At 73.9% G+C, this 16,508-nt stretch carries 12 protein-coding genes and 1 pseudogene; 10 read left to right on the top strand and 3 right to left on the bottom strand.

Going from position 1 to position 16,508, the window contains the following annotated elements; translation table 11 throughout:
* Positions 1 to 39: 39 nt before the first annotated feature.
* Positions 40 to 246, bottom strand: a complete 207-nt coding sequence (locus ACFYZZ_RS37515) for a hypothetical protein (RefSeq protein WP_389186124.1) — start codon at positions 244 to 246, stop codon at positions 40 to 42.
* 136 nt (positions 247 to 382) lie between these two features.
* On the opposite strand from ACFYZZ_RS37515, the gene ACFYZZ_RS37520 reads away from it, so the two are divergent.
* Complete coding sequence (locus ACFYZZ_RS37520; protein ID WP_389186127.1) at positions 383 to 1,036, top strand: NADPH-dependent F420 reductase; 654 nt, start codon at positions 383 to 385, stop codon at positions 1,034 to 1,036.
* Positions 1,037 to 1,141: 105 nt separating this feature from the next.
* A complete protein-coding gene (locus tag ACFYZZ_RS37525; protein WP_389186130.1) occupies positions 1,142 to 1,972 on the top strand; it encodes an alpha/beta fold hydrolase in 831 nt (276 codons plus the stop codon).
* An 81-nt stretch (positions 1,973 to 2,053) separates the two neighbouring features.
* Here ACFYZZ_RS37525 and ACFYZZ_RS37530 read toward each other — a convergent pair.
* A pseudogene (locus ACFYZZ_RS37530) lies at positions 2,054 to 2,947 on the bottom strand (EamA family transporter); the annotation flags it as partial.
* Here ACFYZZ_RS37530 and ACFYZZ_RS37535 point away from each other — a divergent pair.
* From ACFYZZ_RS37535 to ACFYZZ_RS37555, 5 genes are all read left to right on the top strand, one after another.
* Complete coding sequence (locus tag ACFYZZ_RS37535) at positions 2,938 to 4,368, top strand: PLP-dependent aminotransferase family protein (protein WP_389186133.1); 1,431 nt, start codon at positions 2,938 to 2,940, stop codon at positions 4,366 to 4,368. The pseudogene ACFYZZ_RS37530 and the gene ACFYZZ_RS37535 overlap by 10 nt on opposite strands.
* 109 nt (positions 4,369 to 4,477) lie before the next feature.
* Complete coding sequence (locus tag ACFYZZ_RS37540; protein ID WP_389186136.1) at positions 4,478 to 6,064, top strand: alkaline phosphatase D family protein; 1,587 nt, start codon at positions 4,478 to 4,480, stop codon at positions 6,062 to 6,064.
* 160 nt (positions 6,065 to 6,224) lie between these two features.
* Entirely contained in the window at positions 6,225 to 7,631 is a 1,407-nt protein-coding gene (locus tag ACFYZZ_RS37545; RefSeq protein ID WP_389186139.1) for an SWIM zinc finger family protein, read from the top strand.
* Positions 7,628 to 10,300 (top strand): DUF6493 family protein, encoded by a 2,673-nt coding sequence (locus tag ACFYZZ_RS37550; RefSeq protein WP_389186142.1) that lies wholly within the window; start codon positions 7,628 to 7,630, stop codon positions 10,298 to 10,300. Before ACFYZZ_RS37545 ends, ACFYZZ_RS37550 begins: the two co-directional genes overlap by 4 nt.
* Positions 10,301 to 10,436: 136 nt before the next feature.
* Positions 10,437 to 11,867 (top strand): GNAT family N-acetyltransferase, encoded by a 1,431-nt coding sequence (locus ACFYZZ_RS37555; protein ID WP_389186145.1) that lies wholly within the window; start codon positions 10,437 to 10,439, stop codon positions 11,865 to 11,867.
* A 77-nt stretch (positions 11,868 to 11,944) separates the two neighbouring features.
* Here the strand turns inward: ACFYZZ_RS37555 and ACFYZZ_RS37560 are convergent, their stop codons facing one another.
* A complete protein-coding gene (locus ACFYZZ_RS37560; RefSeq protein ID WP_389186148.1) occupies positions 11,945 to 13,144 on the bottom strand; it encodes a trans-sulfuration enzyme family protein in 1,200 nt (399 codons plus the stop codon).
* Between the two features lie 60 nt (positions 13,145 to 13,204).
* Here ACFYZZ_RS37560 and ACFYZZ_RS37565 point away from each other — a divergent pair, with 60 nt between their 5' ends.
* The 3 genes from ACFYZZ_RS37565 (at position 13,205) to ACFYZZ_RS37575 (ending at position 16,368) form a co-directional block, all read left to right on the top strand.
* Positions 13,205 to 13,708: an Lrp/AsnC family transcriptional regulator gene (locus ACFYZZ_RS37565; RefSeq protein ID WP_094219622.1), complete on the top strand. Its 504-nt coding sequence runs from the start codon at positions 13,205 to 13,207 to the stop codon at positions 13,706 to 13,708.
* A gap of 32 nt (positions 13,709 to 13,740) precedes the next feature.
* Positions 13,741 to 15,432: a DUF885 domain-containing protein gene (locus ACFYZZ_RS37570; RefSeq protein ID WP_389186151.1), complete on the top strand. Its 1,692-nt coding sequence runs from the start codon at positions 13,741 to 13,743 to the stop codon at positions 15,430 to 15,432.
* 258 nt (positions 15,433 to 15,690) lie between these two features.
* The gene (locus tag ACFYZZ_RS37575; RefSeq protein ID WP_389186154.1) at positions 15,691 to 16,368 is read left to right on the top strand and encodes a hypothetical protein; all 678 of its coding nucleotides are present in this window, start codon (positions 15,691 to 15,693) and stop codon (positions 16,366 to 16,368) included.
* Positions 16,369 to 16,508 lie beyond the last annotated feature (140 nt).

Raw genomic sequence — 16,508 nt, forward strand, 5'->3', positions numbered from 1 at the left:
ATCCCTGAGGCAACACACGGGGGCGGCGCAGTGGAGCGTTCACGAGGCGTTCGTACGCGGCAGCATGGGTGACATCGCGGCAAAGCCCGTGTCGTACGACCTGGGCTTTCGTGCCGGTACGGCGCAGCGGCCGACCAGGGACCGCAGCTTGTCCGGGTTGCGGACGAGGTGCACGGTGCTGATGCGACCGCCGGCGACGTCCACCTGGAAGACGGTGCCGGGCTTGTCCCCCGAAAGAGTGAGCACGAGCTGCCGTAGGCCCGCCCCATCCCATCCGACACGCCCCTCGGCGTCCAGGTGGAATCGACCCGTTCCGCACTGGTTCGGACCACAATGTCCGCGGACCGTCGGTGGCCGGCGGCCGGGGTCCGGGAGGTGACCGATGCGCTACGCGGTGCTGGGCACGGGAGAGGTGGGCCGCACGCTGGCGGGCAGGCTGGTGGAGCTGGGGTACGAGGTGACCCTCGGATCGCGGACGAAGGACAATCCGATCGCGGTGGAGTGGGCGACGGCCGCGGGCGGGCGGGCGCACGCGGGCTCGTTCGCGGACGCGGCCGCGGCGGCCGACGTTGCCATCAACGCGGTGGGCGGCCGGGTGGCGCTCGACGCGCTGCGCGCGGCGGGGGCGGAGCACCTGCACGGCAAGGTCCTGCTGGACGTCTGCAATCCGCTGGCGTTCGAGGACGGCCGGCTGCGGCTCGACCCGGTGGAATCGGACAGCGTGGCCGAACAGATCCAGCGGGCCTTCCCGCACGCGCGCGTGGTGAAGACGCTGAACACGGTCAACTGCCAGGTGATGGTGGCTCCGGCGCGGGTGCCGGGCGACCACAACCTGTTCGTGTGCGGTGACGACGACGCCGCCAAGCAGCAGGCGACGGAACTGCTCGTGGAGTTCGGCTGGCCGGCGGACCGGGTGCTGGACCTGGGCGGCATCCGGTCGGCGCGGTCCGTGGAGATGCTGCTGCCCCTGTGGTTCGACCTCTTCCAGAAGTTCGGGCACGCGGACTTCAACTTCGAGGTGCGCCGGGGGCATTGAGGCCGGTGCGGGCGCGGCGGTGCCACACCGGGGGCTACCCGTCGGTAGCAATTGCTGACAAGCTGTCTACGGCGTCCGTCAGCAGCCCAGACGAGGAGCACCCCCATGTCCGCCACCGTCTCCTTCACGGTCCCCACTCCGCACGGCCCGAAGGACGTGACCGTCTCCTACGCGCGCGTGGGACGCGGTGAACCGCTGGTACTGCTGCACGGCATCGGCCACCACCGGCAGGCCTGGGACCCGGTGGTGGACATCCTCGCCACCGAGCGCGACGTGATCGCGGTGGACCTGCCGGGCTTCGGCGCGTCCCCCGGCCTGCCGGCCGGCCTGGACTACGACCTGCCCACGACCAACTCCGTGCTCGGCGCCCTGTTCGAGGCGCTGGAGCTGGATCACCCGCACGTGGCCGGCAACTCGCTGGGCGGCCTGCTGGCCCTGGAACTGGGCCGCGAGAAGCGGGTACGGTCCGTCACGGCGCTCTCCCCGGCCGGTTTCTGGACGCAGCCCGAGCGGCGCTACGCCTTCGCGCTGCTGCTCACGATGCGGGGCATAGCCCAGCGGCTCCCGCTGCCCCTGGTTGAGCGGCTGTCGCGCACGGCGGCCGGACGCACCGCGCTGACGAGCACCATCTACGGCCGTCCCGCACGCCGTTCACCCGAGGCCGTGGTGGCCGAGACGCTCGCGCTCGTGGGGTCCACCGGTTTCGACGCGACCCTGCGGGCGGGCACCACCGTCCAGTTCACCGACGATCTGCCGGGCCTGCCGGTCACCGTGGCCTGGGGCACCCGGGACCGGCTCCTCGTGCGCCGCCAGGGCGTCCGCGCCAAGACGATCATCCCGCACGCCCGGCTGGTGCGGCTGCCCGGCTGTGGGCACTGCCCGATGAGCGACGATCCGGCGCTGGTCGCCCGGGTGATCCTCGACGGCAGCCGCTGACCGGCGCCGGCGTACGGGACGCCGCGCGACAGGCAGGCGTTCGCCGAGGGGGCCCAGCGCGCCGGAGCCGAGGGCGACCCCGGCGCCGACCAGGGCGCTGCCCACGGCCTGCGCGGGGCCGTAGGAGCCGGTGCCGACCAGCGGGGCGGTGCAGGCGGCGGCCACCGGAATAAGCCCGGAGAAGAGTGTGGCGCGCTCCGCTCCGAGCCGCTGCATGCTCATGTACCAGCACACGAAGCCGACGACGGTGACGACCGCCGCCTGCCACAGCAGCGCGGCGGTCTCCGCGGCGCCTGGACGGCGCAGCCACGCGCCGCCGTCCAGGACCGCACCGGCGAGCGCGGCCTCGACGGCGGCGACGGCGCACACCGTCGCGGACAGCAGCCGCGGCCCGAGCGGCCGCAGCACCGGCACGGCGAGGACCGCGAACCCCACCTCGCCGCCCGGCGCGCACGCCGAAAACGCGATTCCTGGCCCGTCCGTACGGCCCCAGCCCTGCACGGTGAACGCGCCGGCGGCGACGAGCAGGGCGCCGTGGAGCACCGCGCGCTGCGGGCGGCGCCCGTCGAGGAGCGGAACGACGACGGCCACCACGACCGGTGCGCAGCCGACGAAGACACCCGGCACCGCGGGTTCCGCGCTGCGTTCGGCGGCGATGACGGCCAGGTTGAATCCGACCATGCCGACGGCCGCCAGCAGCCCGAGGCGGAGCCACCGGCGAAGGCCGAGCGCGCGCAGCCGCGGACCGGCGTCCCGTCCGGCGAGCAGAGCGAGCAGCAGGCAGGCGAGCGCGTAGCGCAGGAACTGGCCGCCGGCGTACGGGTAGTGCCCCAGGACGCTGTTGGCGGTGAAGGACCCGCCGACGAGCACACAGGCGAGGGCGGCGAGGAGGGCGCCGCGGGTGGTGGTGGCTTTCATGACCGCGACGCTAGGAAGCGGCGTGGTCCGGTTTAAGGTCCACTTCCATGACGTCATCGGGGACCAATACGGCCGGTCTCATGGGCTCCGCCGCGTGGGAGCTGCTGTTGCCCGCGGCCTCGGCACCAACGCGCGCGCGTGGTCGTGCCCTCCAGGCGGCGCTGCGCGAGGCGATCCGCTCGGGCCGGCTCACGCCCGGCACCCGTCTGCCGTCCAGCCGGGACCTCGCCGCCGACCACGGCGTGTCACGGGGGTTGGTAACGGAGGCGTACGAGCAGCTGACGGCCGAGGGGTATCTGCGCAGCGGCCGGGGCGCGGGAACGTGGGTGGGCGACGCGGTACGGGCGGCCCGGCCCGGCGCGCGGGACCTCGCGCCCCGCTCCCCCGGCACCCGGGCCGACTTCGTCCCGGGCACGCCGGACCTCTCGCTGTTCCCGCGGGCCGCCTGGGCCGCCGCGCAGCGTGCCGTGCTGGCCGAGCTGCCGCACCACGACCTCGGCTACCCGGACCCGCGTGGGCTGCCCCGGCTGCGCACCGCGCTCGCCGGGCTGCTGGCCCGCCGCCGGGGCGTGGTGGCCGACCCGGAGCGGATCGTGGTGGTCTCCGGGGTCGCCCAGGCGAGCGCCCTGGTCGGATCCGTGCTCCACGCGCGCGGGATGCACTCGATCGGGGTCGAGGACCCGGGCAGTCCGCAGCACGACGGCCTGTACGCGGCGGCCGGCCTGGGCGCCGTACCGCTGCCGCTGGACGAGGACGGCCTGGCGCTCGGCCCGCTGCGCGCGTCCGGTGTACGGGCCGTGGTGTCGACGCCGGCCCACCAGTACCCCACCGGGATCGCGTACTCGGCGCGGCGGCGTGCCGAACTGCTCGGCTGGGCAAGGTCGGTGGACGGCCTGGTGCTGGAGGACGACTACGACGGCGACTTCCGCTACGACCGCGCACCGGTGGGCGCCCTCCAGGGCCTCGATCCGGAACGTGTCGCCTACATGGGCTCGGTCAGCAAGTCCCTCGCCCCCGGGCTGCGGTTGGGCTGGCTGCTGGTTCCCGCGGCCCTTACGGAGGAGATCATCGAGCGCAAACGGACCATGGACCTCGGCCATCCCTCGCTCGACCAGGCGCTGTTCGCGCACTTCCTGGAGCGCGGCGACTACGACCGGCAGCTGCGCCGCTGCCAGCGCGCCTACCGGGAGCGGCGCGACGCCCTGGTCGCCGCCCTGGCCGAGCACTTCCCCGGGACGCGGGTGTCCGGGATCGCCGCGGGCCTGCACGCCATCGCCGAACTGCCCGAACGGTTCGGCCCGCAGGAGGACTTCCTGAAGCGGGTCGCCGACGCCGGCATCGCCGTACGGCCGCTCAGCGCCTGCACGCACGCGCGTACCGGTGAGGGCGGTGTGCGCCTGGTGCTCGGGTACGCGCATCTGCCTCCGGCCCGGATCCGGGCCGGGGTACGCCTGATGGCCGAGGCCCTCGGCGGGTGACCCTCGGCCCGGGCGCCCGGTTGTTCACTTGCGGTTTGCGTGGGCGCCGCAGCGCCCCAGTAGGTGTGGCTCTGCACACTGGCCGGATCCCGTTCCTGGAGGCACAGCCATGTCCCACAGTCCCTTCCCCGGCCGCCGCAGCGTTCTGCGCGGCTCCCTCGCCGCGTCGGCGGCCCTGACCCTGCCCGCGGGCCTCGGCGCGGCACCGGCGTTCGCCCTCTCCGGCCGCCCCGAGGCGGGCTGGGGCGTGCAGACGGGTGACGTGACCGCCGACTCGGGCCTGGTGTGGGTGCGTTCGGACCGGCCGGCCCGGATGATCGTGGAGACCTCGGCCACCGAGTCGTTCCGCAACCCGCGCAGATGGCACGGCCCGCTGCTGGGCGCCGACACGGACTTCACCGGCACCACCCGGCTGCACGGCCTGCACTCCGGCGAGCAGATCCACTACCGCGTGCTGCTCGCCGACCCGGACGACCCGCGCCGCACCGGCGAGCCCGTGACCGGCACCTTCCGCACCGTCTCCCGGCACCGCCGCGACGGCGTGCGCTTCCTGTGGTCGGGCGACCTGGCCGGGCAGGGCTGGGGCATCAACCCCGACCTCGGCGGCTACCGGATCTACGACGCGATGGCCGGGCTGGACCCGGACTTCTTCCTGTGCAGCGGCGACAACGTCTACGCCGACGGCCCGATCAGCGCCACCCAGGCCCTGCCGGACGGCTCCACCTGGCGGAACGTCACCACCGAGGAGAAGGCGAAGGTCGCCGAGACCCTCGCCGAGTACCGGGGCAACTTCCGCTACAACCTGCTCGACGAGAACCTGAAGCGGTTCAACGCCCGGGTGCCGTCCGTCATCCAGTGGGACGACCACGAGGTGCGCAACAACTGGTACCCGGGCGAGGTGATCGCCTCCACCGACACCCGGTACACCGAGAAGAGCATCGACGTGCTGGCGGCTCGCGCCCGGCGGGCGTTCAGCGAGTACTTCCCGATCTCCACGCTGCGGCCTGGCGCTAAGGAGGGCCGCGTCTACCGCGTGCTGCGCCAGGGCCCGCTGCTGGACGTGTTCGTGCTGGACATGCGCACCTACCGCAACGCCAACTCGCCCGACAACCAGACCGTGGACCCGCAGGGCATCCTCGGCCGGGAGCAGCTGGAGTGGCTCAAGCGGGAGCTGTCCCGCTCGCGTGCGGTGTGGAAGGTGATCGCCGCCGACATGCCGCTCGGCCTCGTGGTGCCCGACCCGATGGAGGGCAAGCCGAACCTCGAGGCGGTGGCGCAGGGCGACCCGGGCGCGCCGCTGGGCCGTGAGCTGCAGATCGCCGAGCTGCTGCGCTTCATCAAGCACCGGCGGATCACCGGCACGCTGTGGCTGACGGCGGACGTGCACCACACCTCGGCCCAGCACTACCAGCCGGCGCGGGCCGCGTTCACGGACTTCGAGCCGTTCTGGGAGTTCGTCTCCGGGCCGCTGAACGCCGGCGCGTTCCCGGCCAACGCGCTGGACAACACGTTCGGTCCGGAGCGGGTGTTCGTGAAGGCGCCGACCGCGGCGAACGTCTCGCCCGCCGGCGGCTACCAGTTCTTCGGCGAGGTCGACATCGACGGCGACAGCGGCGAACTGACGGTACGGCTGCGCGAGCAGGACGGCACGGTGCTGTTCACGCAGACGCTGCAGCCGGGCCGGGTCGGCCAGTAGGAGATCGCGGGGCCGCCGGGTCCCGTACGCTCGAAGCCGTGCCGCGCGCCGGCGTCATCCCCCGGAGCGCGGCACGGTCAGCCGCCCGGCAACTCCACCGTCGGGCAGGTGTTTTCGCAGGTCAGGCCGATTGTCAGTGGGCGCCTCTACGGTTTTTCCCATGACGCGATCACTGCAGGCCGTGGCCTATCGCCGACCCTCCGCGCTCGAGTCCGCGGCGGACGGGCGCCGCCTCGGGCTGGAAACGTCCCGGGGTGCGACACCCACGGGTGTGCAGGACCATCCGCGGTTCTTCGCGGGCTTTCTGACCTCGCCCCAGGTCGCTGCGGCGGCGCTGCTCGCGGTGGCCGACGTGGCGGCAGCGCGTTACTACCAGCCGCAGCTGCGCGCCTCGCTCGACCCGGTGGTGACCGGCAACGGCGACCGGCTGCGCTTCGAGTCCTTCTCCGGCTGCGGCGGGGTGTATGCCCGGCTGGACGTCCTCACTCCGGGTCTCGACGGCGGCGAGGTGGGGCACGGCACGACGAACGTCGACGTCAACAACCCGCTGCGCGAGGCTCTGTCCCGGATCGGTACGGACGATCCGCTCCATCTGCGGGTCGGCCCGGACGATTTGGCGGTCACCACGCTGGACGGCCCGGTGGTGGAGAAGAAGGTCCCGCTGCCCGACCGGTGGCTGCGCGGCTTCGCCGAGGCCCAGGTGATCGCGGCCGGGTTCGACCTGCGGGCCGAGCTGCCGGCGGACGAGGCGGTGCGGTTCCTGCGCGGGCTGCCGAGGGCGGGCGGGGCGCGGCGGGCCTCGGGCGGACCGCGCTGGGTGGTCCCGGTGGGCCGCGGACTGCGGCCGACGACGCGGCCGGTGCCGGGCGCGGTGTGCCTGCCGGGTCCGGAGCGGCTGGCCGCGCTGCAGCGGGTGCTGCGGCATGCGACGGCCCTGCGGGTGTACGGCCCCGCGGTGGGCGGTGCGGCGAGTACGGCCGCCGCCTGGGAGGTCGTTCTGCCCGGCATGCGGCTCACGCTCACGCTGTCGCCGGACGCCTCGCGCGGCTTCTCCGGCGAGGGCGGCGTCCTGGACGCGCTCGCCACCGACGAGGCCGCCGGGGACGCCGAGCTGATAGCCGTGCTGCTGGCGTGGGAACCCCGCGTCGACGTGGCCGACCTCGCGGCCGCCTCGGGCCTCACACCCGAGCGGGTGCGCGCCGCCCTGGTCCGCCTCGGCACCTCGGGCCGCGTCGGATACGACATGGCGGAGGCGGCCTACTTCCACCGGGAGCTGCCCTACGACTCCGAGCGCGTCGAGAGGCACAATCCGCGGCTGCGCTCGGCCAGAGCCCTGGCGGCGGCGGACGCGGTGACCCTCGACGGCGCCCTGGCCACGGTGACCGCCGAGGACGGACATGTGCACCGGGTGCGGGATGAGGCGGGGGTGCTCACCTGCAGCTGCCTGTGGTGGGCGAAGTACCGGGGCGGACGCGGGCCGTGCAAGCACGCGCTGGCGGTGCGGATGGTGCGGCGGGGCGCCGCGGTGGGACAGGGCATGGCGGCGATCGACGGGGGCGTGCGATGAGGGAGCTGATGGAGGCGGTACGGGCCGGGCGTACGGCGGAGACGCTGCGGCTGGTGCAGGGCATGACGACGGCCGAACGGCGCGCGTCACTGCCGGATCTGAAGCAGCTGCGCAAGGAGTTGCGGGCCGTCCCGCCGTGGGAGGGCAGGTCGGAGAAGATCCGCCCGGCGCTGCACCTGGCCGGGGCCGCCTGCCACACGGGAGCCGCGGCGGCCGCGGCCTGGCTCGCGGCGAGCGACCTGCGGTGGCGGCAGGCGTCCGCGGAGTCACTCCTGCGGGTCCTGGAGGGCCGGGACACGGGCTGGCTGGCCGATGTGGCGCACCGGCTGGCCCAGCGGCCGGTGTCCGCACAGGTGCCGTACGCCCTGATGGCGGGGCTGGTGAGCCGGTCGGGCTGCGAGGTCCCGGTGACGGACGCCTATGTGGTCGGCTGGATCCGGCACGTCAGCGTCGGCGACGGCAGATGGCGCCGCGAGGGCGTCGCCGACGTGCTGCGCCGCGAGCCGAACCTCGCCACGCTGGTCGGCGGGCTGTTCACGCTGTCGGATCTCGCCGAGGTCCGCTGGCTGCTCGGCGAAGGACCGGGCTCCTGGCAGAGCGCCCTCGCGGCACTCGCCCAGGAGGGCTCCCTGGACCGCGAGTTCCTGGTCGACGCCTGTGTCGCCCGGCTGCTGCGCGGCGGCGGCCCCACCGACCACCGGATCTTCCTGCCGCTGCTGACGGAGCTCGCGCTCACCCGGGACGAGGAGCGGACGCGGATCCCGGACTGGACGGCGCTGTCCCGCGACGCGGTCTCCCCCGTCGCCTCGCACGCACAGGCGGTGCTCACCGGCCTGGCGCTGCAGGGTGATCTGACCTCCCGGCAGCTGGCCGAGGCCTCCGAAGGGCTGCTGTTCCGCAGCGAGAAGAAGCTGGTGCGGGCCCAGCTCGTCCTGCTCGGCAAGGTGCTCTCCCGCGACCCCGGCACGGCGGCGGAGCTGCTGCCGGTCGTGGCCCAGGCGTTCGGAAACGAGGACACCCAGGTGCAGGAGCGGGCGCTCAAGCTCGTCGAACGGCACCTGAAGAAGCTCGACGCCGACGAGGTCCAGGAGGAACTCGCCCATGCCGCACAGCAGTTGTCCCCGGCACTGCGCGCCCGGGCGGCCGCCGCGCTGGGTGTCGCGCAGAGCGAGTTCGAGGAGGTGTACGAGGAGGTGCTGCCGCCCGCCCCGGAGCCGTTCCGGCTGGAGCCCGCGCCGCTGACGGCCGAGGAGGTGGCCGAGGAGATGGGGGCGCTGCTGGCCTCCGAGGGTGACGTGGCCGCGTTCGAGCGGGCGCTGGACGGTCTGGTGCGGCACGCGTACCAGGATCCGGAGGCACTGCGCCGGGCGCTCGTGCCGGTGGTCGCGAACAGCTGGTGGGCCACGGACGAGGACCGGCAGTGGCCGCGTACGGACGACATGTTCAGCAACTCCCGGTACGGCCTCTTCGGCGCCCGGCAAGGCCTCGAACTGCTCCTCGCGACCCTGCACGGCAAGGTGAGCACGGCGACGCTCCACGCTGCCGTGCGCAAGGGGCCGAAGGAACACGAGTGCCCGCACAGCGGGCTCGCCCGGGTCTTCGACGCGCGGCTGCGCGAGGTGGCGTACCGCCTGCGCACGGACCCGATGCCGCTGCTGCTCGCCACGCCCACCTGGGGCACGGGCCTGCTGGAGCCGGCGGAACTGGTGGCCCGCCTGGCGGAGTACCGGCGCCTGGACGCCCGGGTGTGTGCGACCGACTTCGCCCAGGCCCTGCTGCGGGTGCGCAGGGACGACCGCGCGACGGTCGAGGAAGCGGCGGGGCGGGCCAGGGCGCTCGGCACTGCGGAGGGGGCGCGGCTGGCCCGCTGGCTGGGCGGCACCAACGCCGCCCTCCCCGAGGCCACGCGGCACACCGACGGCGAGCGGATCCTTCTGGAGCTGGCCGAACTCCCCGAGTTGCAGGACGGTTTCCCGCAGGAGTTCCACCGGCTCGGTCGGCCGCTGTCCCCCATCTCCTGCGGCTGGCAGTGCAGGCACTGGGACCCCGCCACACGCCGGCACTGGCTCGCCGTGCTCCCGGAGCGGCGGGAGCTGGTCGCGGCCCGGATGCTGCAGGATCTGGCCGACACGGCCGTGGACGACGAGCGCGGTACCGGCGTGCTTCCGCTGCTCGCCGAATCCGGCGGCGTGGCGGGCGAGGCCGTGCACCTGTGCGTGGCGTACGGGCTCGGTGCGCGGCACCAGGAGGACCGACTCGCGGCCGTGGACGCCCTGCTGGTGCTCGCCGCGCGGGGGCAGCTCGACGCGGCGCGGCTGGGCGCGGATCTGGGCGAGCTGGTGGGGGGCGGTGCGGTGAAGCCGCAGCGGCTGGCCGAGTCGGTACGGACGGCGGCGGCCACGGGAGCCAATGCGACGATATGGGAGCTGCTCCGGCACGCCCTGCCCGTTCCGCTGGCCGGTCTGGCGACCGCCCGCCCGGAGGCGGCGGCCGTGGCGGCCCGGGGCCTCGGAGACCTGATGGCCGTGGCGGCGGAGTGCGCCGAGCGGTCCGGGGCGCGCGGAGAAGTGCCGCACCTGGCGGAGGCCGCCGCGCGTGGCGGCTCCTCCCGTCTGGTCGTCCAGGCGCGGCGGCTGCGGGACGCGCTGGCCGAGGAGGTGGCCGCCTGAGCCGGACCGGCAGGCCTGCCCCACCGCAACAATAGAAAGCGCAACAAAAAGGGCGGAAGCATGCTTTACCCATCGGTCACAAACCGTTCGTGATCACGCAACACCGTTCCTTCACAGTGAGTGCATGACTCCAGACATGTCTCAAGTGACCCGGACGAAGCACGGACGGCCCGTGCACCACTGGCGGCGGGACCTCGTCGAACTCGCCGCCCTGTTCACGGCCGTTGCCGTGGCCGACGGAGTGGCGAACCTGATCGGGCACGGACCCGACGGTCCGGCGCTGCTGGTGATCTCGGCGATCGTGCTGGCCGCGACGGCGGGCTTCCACACGTGGTGGGCTCGGCGCCACGGCCACGCACCGCCGGCCGAGGATACCGGTGCCCGGTCGGCCGCCGATGGGCGGTCGGCCGGGCCCGTACGGAAGGCGGACGCGCAGGACGTGGCCGGGACCGGCGCACTGTGGCGGATGCGGACGACGGTGAAGGACGAGCCCGGCTCGCTGGCCGCACTGTGCACGGCGCTGGCCGGGCGGCGGGTCGACATCCTGAGCCTGCAGACGCATCCGCTGGCCGACGGCACGGTCGACGAGTTCCTGCTGCGGTCGCCCGAGGCGCTGGCGGGGGCCGAGATCACCCGGGCGGTCGCGCTGGCCGGCGGTACGTCCACCTGGATCGAGCGGGCCGACGCCCACGACCTGGTGGACGCCCCCACCCGGGTCCTCGGCCTGGCGGCGCGCACCGCGCTGGACGCGGCGGAACTGCCGCTGGCGCTCCGGCAGTTGCTGGGCCGGTGCACGATCCGTTCGCTGCCCGCCACGCCGGTCGGCGGGGGGCGCGGCCCGGAGCCCGTGCCGGTCGAGGGGGTCCTGGAGGACACCGTGATGCGGCTGCGGGCGCCGGAGGGCGGTGTGCTCACCGTGGAGCGGCCGTATCTGCCGTTCACGCCGACCGAGTTCGCGCGGGCCAGGGCTCTGGTGGAGCTGGACAGCCGGCTCGGTCCGCGCATCCCGCGCGGCCAGGACGTGCTGACGCTGCCCGAGGGCAACGACATCGCCGTGCGCCGGGCGGACACCGGTGACCTGGCGGCGGCCCGGGCGATGCACGAGCGGTGCTCGAAGCGCACCCTCGGCATGCGGTACCACGGGCCCGTCGGGAACGCCGACCGCTATCTGAACCACCTGCTCAGCCCCCGCTTCGGGCGGACGCTGGCAGCCCAGACCCCCTCGGGCCGGATCGTCGGCCTCGGGCATCTGCTGTGGGACGGCGACGAGACCGAGGTCGCGCTGCTGATCGAGGACGACTGGCAGCGGCGCGGCGTCGGCGCCGAACTCCTCGGCCGCCTGGTGGCGATGGCGGTGGAGGCGGGCTGCGAGAGCGTCTACGCCGTGACGCAGGCCTCCAACACCGGGATGGTCGCCGCGATGCGCGGTCTCGGGCTGCCCCTGGACTACCAGATCGAGGAGGGCACCCTGGTCATCACGGCCCGCCTGGACGCCGCCCCGGTCGCCGCGCGCACGCCGTTCGGCGGCGGTGAGGAGCGGCTCGGCGGGGCGGCCCGCCGCGACTGAGCCCGCCGCGACCGAGCCCGGCTCGATGACGGACGGCCCGGCGGTTTCCCGCCGGGCCGTTGTCGTGCGCACCCCCGTCAGCGCACGGCTTCCTGGAGCGGTACCGGCGTGGCGGCCCGCTCCCCCAGGGCCTGGTCCAGGTCGGCCCACAGGTCGTCGATGTCCTCCAGGCCCACCGACATCCGCAGCAGCCGGTCGCTCACCCCGGCGCCGCGCCGGTCGTCGGCGTCGACGATGCGGTGGCTGATGGAGGCGGGGTGCTGGATGAGCGTGTCCACGCTGCCCAGGCTGACCGCCGGGGTGATCAGCCGGACCTGGGAGATCACCTCGTGCGGGTCGCCGTGGACCTCGAAGGCGACCATCGCGCCGCCGAGGCGCGGATAGTGGACACGGGCCACCCGCGGGTCGGCGGCGAGCCGAGCGGCCAGCTCGGCGGCGTTCGCGGAGGCGGCCCGGACCCGCACCGGCAGCGTGGACAGCCCCCGGAGCAGCAGATAGCCGGCCAACGGATGCAGGACACCGCCCGTGGCGAAACGTATCTGCCGAAGCCGTCCGGCGAACTCCTCGTCGCAGGCCACCACACCGGCCAGCACATCGCCGTGGCCACCGAGGTACTTGGTGGCGCTGTGCAGCACCAGCCGCGCACCCTGTTCGACGGGGCGCTGCAGAACAGGTGTGGCGAAGGTGTTGTCGGCGAGCAGCGGGACCGTGCCGCAGGCGTGGGCGATCGCCCGCAGATCGAGTTCGGCGAGCGTGGGGTTGGCCGGGGACTCGACCATCACGAGACCGGTGTCGGCGCGCAGCGCGTCGGTGATGCCGGCCGGGTCGGTCCAGGTCACCTCCGTACCGAGGAGCCCGGCGGTCAGCAGATGGTCGCTGCAGCCGTACAGGGGCCGTACCGCGACAACATGGCGCAGGCCCATGGCGGAGCGGGCGAGCAGGACCGCGCTGAGCGCCGCCATGCCGCTGGCGAAGGCGACGGCGGACTCAGTGCCCTCCAGGCTGGCCAGGGCGGTCTCGAAGCGGGCGACGGTCGGGTTGCCGAGGCGGCCGTAGATCGGCGGGCCCACCGGGTCGGCGCCGTCGGTGGCGAAGGCGTCGATGCGAGCCGCCTCGCCCCGGCTGTCGTACGAGGGGTAGGTGGTGGACAGGTCGATGGGCGGGGCGTGCAGGCCCTGCCGGGCGAGGTCGTCGCGGCCGGCGTGCACGGCCTCGGTGGCCAGTGCTCTCGATGCGGTGCGTACGGCGTCGTAGGCACCCGTGCTCGCTGTGTCCATGGGCGGAAGGTTGAACACAGGACGGGTCACCGGAATCGAACACCGTGCTACGTTCGGCCAATGGCTGAATCTGTCGTACTGGATCCGGTGGATCTTCACCTGCTGCGGCTGCTGCAGAACGACGCCCGGACCACCTACCGCGATCTCGCCGCGCAGGTGGGCGTGGCGCCGTCGACCTGTCTGGACCGGGTGACCCGGCTGCGCCGCGCGGGCGTGATCCTCGGCCACCAGCTGCGGCTGGATCCGGCGAAGCTGGGGCGCGGTCTGGAGGCCCTGCTGTCGGTTCAGGTCCGGCCGCATCGGCGGGAGCTGGTAGGACCGTTCGTGGAGCGGATCCGGGCACTGCCGGAGTCACGGACGGTGTTCCATCTGACCGGGCCCGACGACTATCTGGTGCATGTGGCCGTGGCGGACATGGCCGATCTGCAGCGGCTGGTGCTGGACGAGTTCACGGCGCACCGGGAAGTGGCCCGGGTGGAAACCCGGTTGATCTTCCAGCAGTGGGACTGCGGGCCGCTGCTGCCTCCGGCCACGCCCAGAGCGGAATCACGAATACCTGGGTGACGCAGGCATAGTCCCCGTACGAGGATGGCGGCATGTCTGAGATCCAGAGCCCGCTGCCCCGCCAGGTCGCCGACACCTATGTGGACGACCTCATCGCCCTCGACCCGGTCACCGGCACCTACCTTGGTGTGAAGGAGAGTTCGAGCAGGCTGCCCGACTACTCGCCGCGGGGCCGGGAGGCCCTCGCGGAGCTGGCGCGGACCACCCTCGCCCGGCTCGACGAGGCGGAGCGGCAGCCCGGCGCGGACAGTGACGTCGAGCGCCGCTGCGGGCGGCTGCTGCGGGAGCGGCTGACCGCCGAGCTGGCCGTGCACGAGGCCGACGAGCACCTGCGCGAGGTCGGCAACCTGAGCACGCCCGGCCACTCGGTGCGTGAGGTCTTCACGGTCACGCCGACGCAGACGGAGGAGGACTGGGCGGCCGTCGCCGAGCGGCTGCGTGCGGTGCCGGGGGCGCTCGCGGGCTACCAGGAGTCCCTGGCGCTCGGTCTGGAGCGCAAGCTGTACGCGGCGCCGCGGCCGACCGCGACCTTCGTCGAGCAGCTCACCGAGTGGTCGGACACCGACGGAAAGGGCCTCGGCTGGTTCGAGGACTTCGCCGCCGCCGGCCCGGACGCGCTGCGCGCGGAGCTGGACGAGGCCGCCCGCGCGGCGAGCGCCGCCGTGGTGGAGCTGCGGGACTGGATGCGGGACGTGTACGCGCCGGCCATCGAGGGCGCCCCGAACACGGTGGGCCGCGAGCGCTACGCGCGCTGGTCCCGCTACTTCAACGGCACCGACCTGGATCTGGACGAGGCGTACGCGTACGGCTGGTCGGAGTTCCACCGCATCCTCGGCGAGATGCAGCAGGAGGCGGAGAAGATCCTGCCCGGCGCGAAGACCCCGTGGGTGGCGCTCGCGCACCTGGACGAGCACGGCCGGCACATCGAGGGTGTCGACGAGGTCCGGGAATGGCTGCAGGGCCTGATGGACAAGGCCATCGAGGATCTGGACGGCACGCACTTCGACCTCGCCGAGCGGGTGCGCAAGGTGGAGTCGTGCATCGCCCCGCCCGGCGGTGCCGCGGCCCCGTACTACACGCCCCCGTCGGAGGACTTCTCGCGTCCCGGCCGCACCTGGCTGCCGACCATGGGGTTGACCCGGTTCCCGGTGTACGACCTGGTGTCGACCTGGTACCACGAGGGCGTGCCCGGGCATCACCTCCAGCTGGCGCAGTGGGCCCACGTCGCCAAGGACCTGTCCCGCTACCAGGCCACGGTCGGCGGGGTCAGCGCCAACGCGGAGGGCTGGGCGCTGTACGCGGAGCGGCTGATGGACGAGCTGGGCTACCTCACCGACCCGGAGCAGCGGCTCGGCTACCTGGACGCGCAGATGATGCGGGCGGCCCGGGTGATCGTCGACATCGGCATGCACCTGGAGCTGGAGATCCCGGCGGACTCCCCGTTCCACCCCGGTGAGCGGTGGACGCCGGAGCTGGCCCAGGAGTTCTTCGGCGCGCACAGCAGCCGGCCCGCGGACTTCGTGGAGAGCGAGCTGACCCGGTACCTGACCATTCCGGGCCAGGCGATCGGCTACAAGCTCGGTGAGCGGGCATGGCTGCTGGGCCGCGAGAAGGCTCGCGAACGGCACGGCGACGCCTTCGACCTGAAGGCCTGGCACATGGCGGCCCTCTCGCAGGGTTCGCTGGGCCTGGACGACCTGCTGGACGAGCTGTCCCAGCTCTGACCTCGCCGGTGACCCGGGGTTGACCGCGCCGCACGCGGCCGGCCGCCTCGCCACCGCGTGCCCGATTCCGGCACGCCTACCGGCTCCGGTGACGAGCGCGGTGCGGCCACGCAGGGGCAGGGGGTTGCTGCGCAGGGCGACCCGGTCCCAGGCAGCGGACCGCACCCCGTTCGGCCGTACGGCCGCCCTCCGGTGGCGGAGCCGTTGGTGGGGCGGCTTGCTGGTGGCGAGGGGCGAGTCGGAGGAGGCGGGCCGGGTATGCAGGGAAAGGGGCCGGGTCAGGAGGCGATGCAGACCCCGCGGGCCGCCGGACTGGCCGGAGTGCTGTTCGCGCTGCTGCTGGCGGCGGCGATCGTGCTGCTGCGGCTGGGCATTCCCGAGGGGGCCGACGCGGTCGACGCCCCGGCGTTCACGGACTCCGCGCAGCGCAACGCGGTGCGGACCGCACTCGCGCTCGTACCGTTCGCCGGCATCTTCTTCCTGTGGTTCGTCGGCGCCGTCCGGGCCCACGTCGGGGCCGTCGAGGACAGGTTCCTCGCCACCGTCCTCCTCGGCAGCGGACTGGTCTTCACCGCCACGATGTTCGCCGCCGCCGCGGCGGGCGCGGCCGTGCTGGGCCTCGCGCACCCCCCGGGAGCCGGCTCCGGGACGGCCACCTGGGACTTCGGCCGCCACCTCGCGTACACGCTGATCACGGGGTACGCGATGCGGATGGCGGCCGTGTTCGTGTGCTCCATGTCGGTGATCGGGCACCGCCTCGGCGTGCTCCCGCGCTGGCTCTCGGTGCTGGGCTACCTCACCGCCCTGACCCTGCTCCTCGTCTCGTCGAACGTCCCCTGGGCGGAGCTGGTCTTCCCCGCCTGGTCGCTGGTGCTCAGCGTCTACATCATCGTGGCGAGCGGTCGCACCAGGGCGCGTCTCACGGCGTCCGCGTGACCCCGCGGAGCCCGTTCACTCCAACGGCGTGCCTGAGCGCGCGAGGCCTCCCTCGACGCTCGCATGCTGGCGAGCGGGACATGACCGCCGTCCGAAGGCGCCCGCGCGGAACGTGGTGGCGCGCACCGGACCTGGCCACC

This window comes from Streptomyces sp. NPDC001816, assembly GCF_042892235.1.
GTDB lineage: Bacteria > Actinomycetota > Actinomycetes > Streptomycetales > Streptomycetaceae > Streptomyces.

Excerpts from the sequence above, each read along its gene's own strand:
- ACFYZZ_RS37525 (WP_389186130.1), top strand. The coding sequence starts at position 1,142 with ATGTCCGCCACCGTCTCCTTCACGGTCCCCACTCCGCACGGCCCGAAG.
- ACFYZZ_RS37550 (WP_389186142.1), top strand. The coding sequence starts at position 7,628 with ATGAGGGAGCTGATGGAGGCGGTACGGGCCGGGCGTACGGCGGAGACG.
- ACFYZZ_RS37570 (WP_389186151.1), top strand. The coding sequence starts at position 13,741 with ATGTCTGAGATCCAGAGCCCGCTGCCCCGCCAGGTCGCCGACACCTAT.
- ACFYZZ_RS37575 (WP_389186154.1), top strand. The coding sequence starts at position 15,691 with ATGCAGGGAAAGGGGCCGGGTCAGGAGGCGATGCAGACCCCGCGGGCC.
- ACFYZZ_RS37535 (WP_389186133.1), top strand. The coding sequence starts at position 2,938 with ATGACGTCATCGGGGACCAATACGGCCGGTCTCATGGGCTCCGCCGCG.
- ACFYZZ_RS37555 (WP_389186145.1), top strand. The coding sequence starts at position 10,437 with ATGTCTCAAGTGACCCGGACGAAGCACGGACGGCCCGTGCACCACTGG.
- ACFYZZ_RS37520 (WP_389186127.1), top strand. The coding sequence starts at position 383 with ATGCGCTACGCGGTGCTGGGCACGGGAGAGGTGGGCCGCACGCTGGCG.
- ACFYZZ_RS37540 (WP_389186136.1), top strand. The coding sequence starts at position 4,478 with ATGTCCCACAGTCCCTTCCCCGGCCGCCGCAGCGTTCTGCGCGGCTCC.
- ACFYZZ_RS37545 (WP_389186139.1), top strand. The coding sequence starts at position 6,225 with ATGACGCGATCACTGCAGGCCGTGGCCTATCGCCGACCCTCCGCGCTC.
- ACFYZZ_RS37565 (WP_094219622.1), top strand. The coding sequence starts at position 13,205 with ATGGCTGAATCTGTCGTACTGGATCCGGTGGATCTTCACCTGCTGCGG.
- ACFYZZ_RS37560 (WP_389186148.1), bottom strand. The coding sequence starts at position 13,144 with ATGGACACAGCGAGCACGGGTGCCTACGACGCCGTACGCACCGCATCG.